Origin of the sequence: Kitasatospora sp. NPDC058965 (assembly GCF_042741245.1) — a bacterium.
Lineage (GTDB): Bacteria > Actinomycetota > Actinomycetes > Streptomycetales > Streptomycetaceae > Kitasatospora.
Map to the genome: position 1 here is coordinate 1 of NZ_JBHYKG010000522.1, position 3,212 is coordinate 3,212.

The 3,212-nt window shown below is 76.8% G+C and carries 3 protein-coding genes and 1 pseudogene; 1 reads left to right on the forward strand and 3 read right to left on the reverse strand.

The features are described from left to right. Positions 1 to 284, reverse strand: a 284-nt coding sequence (locus ACFW1A_RS39605) for a hypothetical protein (protein WP_380418410.1), incomplete at its 3' end; no start/stop codon positions are given. A 487-nt stretch (positions 285 to 771) separates the two neighbouring features. On the opposite strand from ACFW1A_RS39605, the gene ACFW1A_RS39610 reads away from it, so the two are divergent. Beyond that, positions 772 to 1,272, forward strand: coding sequence for an SsgA family sporulation/cell division regulator (locus ACFW1A_RS39610; RefSeq protein WP_380418413.1), 501 nt, complete (start codon positions 772 to 774; stop codon positions 1,270 to 1,272). A 7-nt stretch (positions 1,273 to 1,279) separates the two neighbouring features. Here the strand turns inward: ACFW1A_RS39610 and ACFW1A_RS39615 are convergent, their stop codons facing one another. Then, positions 1,280 to 2,665, reverse strand: a complete 1,386-nt coding sequence (locus ACFW1A_RS39615; RefSeq protein WP_380418415.1) for a GAF domain-containing protein — start codon at positions 2,663 to 2,665, stop codon at positions 1,280 to 1,282. 334 nt (positions 2,666 to 2,999) lie between these two features. Further along, positions 3,000 to 3,212, reverse strand: a pseudogene (locus ACFW1A_RS39620) (M56 family peptidase); the annotation flags it as partial.

The window sequence follows — 3,212 nt, forward strand, 5'->3', positions numbered from 1 at the left end:
GTGCTGGGCGCGGGGGTACCGGGCTCGGTCGGGGTGGCGCCCACGGTGGACATCCGGACCCCGTAGCCGGAGCGCTGCTGGGCGCTGATCAGCCAGGTGGTGGCGATGCTGATGCCGACCACGGTGGACATCGCCATGGCGGCGCCGGAGACCTTGATCGCGGGTAGCCGGAGCTGGCCGCCGACCGGCTTGGGCCGGCTGTGCCGACCGTGCGGCAGCGGTGCCGACTGCGGCCGCTCGTCGGCGGACCGCGCGGTCGCAGGGGTGCTCTCCCGGTGTTCCACCGGACTCCTCTCCTCCCCAGCCGACCTCCCCGGCCGGCTGCCGCTGCCCCGCTCAGTGTGGACCGATGGCCGGACCCGCCGTCCGCCCGGGTGAACCCGGCGGCCCGGACGGGCCGTTGGATCCGGTGGACCCCCGGGTCCGGCGGAACGCACGACGCCCCGCTGAACTCCTGCCCCGGTGCGGACCACCTGTACCTGCAAGGTGACGAGAGTACCAGCGTGACGGCGCTGCGTGACCGGCGCGGTGCGCTCCGGTTGCGCGCACCCGGGTCGGTGCTGCGAAGATCGTCTCGGCGGACGGCCGTCGCGGCGGAGCGAACTGACGTACCGTCGGACGGTTCGTACCGAACGGGAGCCCGGAACGGGCGGCCGGACCGGCCGTCGCGCAGTGCGTCCGCCGGGCGTTGCAACCCCCTGCAACCTTTGCGGGCGGCCGGGGCGGCGGAGCACGCTGGGCCGGTCACGTCTCGCCCCGGAGATAAGAGCCATGCCGCGCGATCCACTGTCCGCCAGCAACGGAGCCCCGCACCAGTCCGGTCGCCGGGCCCGGTCGGCGCTCCCGCTGCGCCTCGCCGTGCCGGTCGAGGAGGTCCTCACCCTGCGCATCGCGCTCGGCCGGGACCGCGTCGGCACCGTGCCCACCCGGTTCCGCTACGAGCCGCAGCGCCCGTACGAGGTGCTGGTCACCTTCCACCTGGGCCGGCCGGACGAAGTGGACTGGGTGTTCTCCCGCGAACTGCTCCGTGACGGCCTGCGCGGGCTGACCGGGCAGGGCGACGTGCGGCTGTGGCCGGCGCACTGCCCGTGCCACGGCGCCACCCTGCACCTGGCACTGGAGTCGCCGTACGGCAGCGCGCTGCTGGAGGCCTCGGCGGCCCGGGTGCGGGACTGGCTGGAGCGCACCTACCTGGAGGTCCCGGAGGGGGCCGAGCCGGACTGCGGGCCGACCGACGCGCAGCTGGCCGAACTGCTGCTCGCCGACGACTGACCCGCCGTCAGGACCGCGGCGCGGCCGACCTGGGGCTGGGCACCCGGCTGGCGGCGGCCACCGGCGCCGTGGTGCGGCAGCCGGGCAGCAGCAGCGCGTCGGTGTCCATCAGCGCGCGCAGCCGCCGGATCCCGGGCGCGGAGGAGGACGGCAGCAGCTGGTAGGGGTCGGCCGGGCGGACCACCTCCACCCGCACCGACTCGGCGAACCGGTACGGCCGGTGCTCCAGCAGTCCGCCCAGGTAGCGGCGCAGCCGGGAGAGTTCGGCCCGCACCGTGACCGTGCGGCCCGGGTCGCCGAACAGCGCCTCGGCCAGCTCGGCGGCGCTCCGACCGGCCTGGTGGGTGGCCAGCAGCAGGAGCAGCTCCGCGTGCCGCGGGCTGAGCCGGTGCGACCAGTCGCCGGCGCCGCCGCGCACCGAGACCTCCGGACGGTCGGCCCGGCTCAGGTCCAGCACCAGCCGGGCGCCGGCGGTCTGTTCGGAGACCGCGCCGGGCGAGCCGTTCAGCGGACGGACCAGCCAGCCGTCGGCCAGCGGCTCGACCGCGCACTCGCCGAGCGAGGGCAGCCACTGCACCGAGGCGGTGCCCCAGCCGTCGGCGGGCAGCCGGAGCCGTTGCACCGGGGTCAGGCCGGTGGTCGCGGCGGTCCAGCCGTCCCGGTCCACCACCAGGGCGGGGCCCGAGGTGTGCGCCAGCACCGGTTCGGCCACCGTGCGCAGCCGCTGCAGGGTCTCCAACTGGACGGCGCGCAGCTCGGTCTCGGCCAGCCGGGCGGCGGTGACCGCCAGCGTGAGCAGCGAGGAGTGCACGCCGCGGGCCGGCCCGCTGAGGTCGACCACGCCGGCCACCCGGCCGGTGCGCGGGTCCCGCACCGGCGCGCCGACGCAGGTCCAGGCGTGCTGGTTGCGCATGTAGTGCTCGGTGGAGTGCACCCGCATCGGCCGGCCGGTGCGGGCCACGGTGCCGATGCCGTTGGTGCCCACCGCCTCCTCGCCCCAGCGCCCGCCGGTCATGAAGCCGATCAGGTCGGCGCTGCGGCGCAGCTCGCGCGGGCCCTCGTGCCAGAGCACGGTGCCGGTGTGGTCGGCCACCGCGAGGATCAGCGGCAGGTCGGCGACCGGGTCGAAGAGGGTGCTGCGCAGGGTGGGGAGCACGGTGTCCAGGCCGGTGGTCCGGCGGCGGTGCTCGACCTCGGCGGGGCTCAGGTGGTCCGGCTGGAAGCCGTGCTCCGGGTCCAGGCCCAGCCGGCGCAGCCGCTCCCAGGAGTCGCCGATCTCGGGCCGCGGCAGCTGCCGGGAGAGCTCGCCGTTGACCACCAGCTCGTGGGTCCCGGCGGTCGGGGGGCGGTGCGGCGCGTCGTCGGTCCGACCCGGGTGCGCTGTCTCCCGCATGGTGGCTCCCCTCGCCCGCTTGCCCGTCCCACTCCGCCGGGGCCGGTCCAGGCGGTCCTGTCGGCCACAGCGTACGGCTGCCGGTGGTAGGCCGGTTGGGCGATCCTCGCACGAACGGGGGTGGTTGACGCCGGTTCGGGGGCGGCTTTCGGGGTGCGACGTTCCGGTTACGGCGCAGGCGGGCGGCGCTCCGTACGGCCGCGGAACCGGTCCGGCGCAGCTCAGCGCCGGTCGGGGGCATATGTCACGGGCAGGGGCGCGCGAGCGGCCGACGAGCCGGTGCGGTGAGCCGTGCACTCCGTGCGGTCGTCGGAGGCGGAACCCGGTGAACCTTTCAGCGGTGCTCGGCGCCGCGCGCCTGGGCCCGTTCCACCGCCTGGTGCAGGTCCGTGGTGGCCTCCAGGGTGGCCGCGGTGCTGACCGTGACGCAGGCGGCCAGGGCCAGCGCGGCCACCGCCCGGCGGCGCCGGCCGTGCGGGCCGGGTGCCGGGTCGCGGTGCGGGGCGAGCAGGGCGGCCACCCGGCGCGGCACCGGGCCGGCCGCGGC

Excerpts from the sequence above, each read along its gene's own strand:
- ACFW1A_RS39610 (WP_380418413.1), top strand. The coding sequence starts at position 772 with ATGCCGCGCGATCCACTGTCCGCCAGCAACGGAGCCCCGCACCAGTCC.
- ACFW1A_RS39615 (WP_380418415.1), bottom strand. The coding sequence starts at position 2,665 with ATGCGGGAGACAGCGCACCCGGGTCGGACCGACGACGCGCCGCACCGC.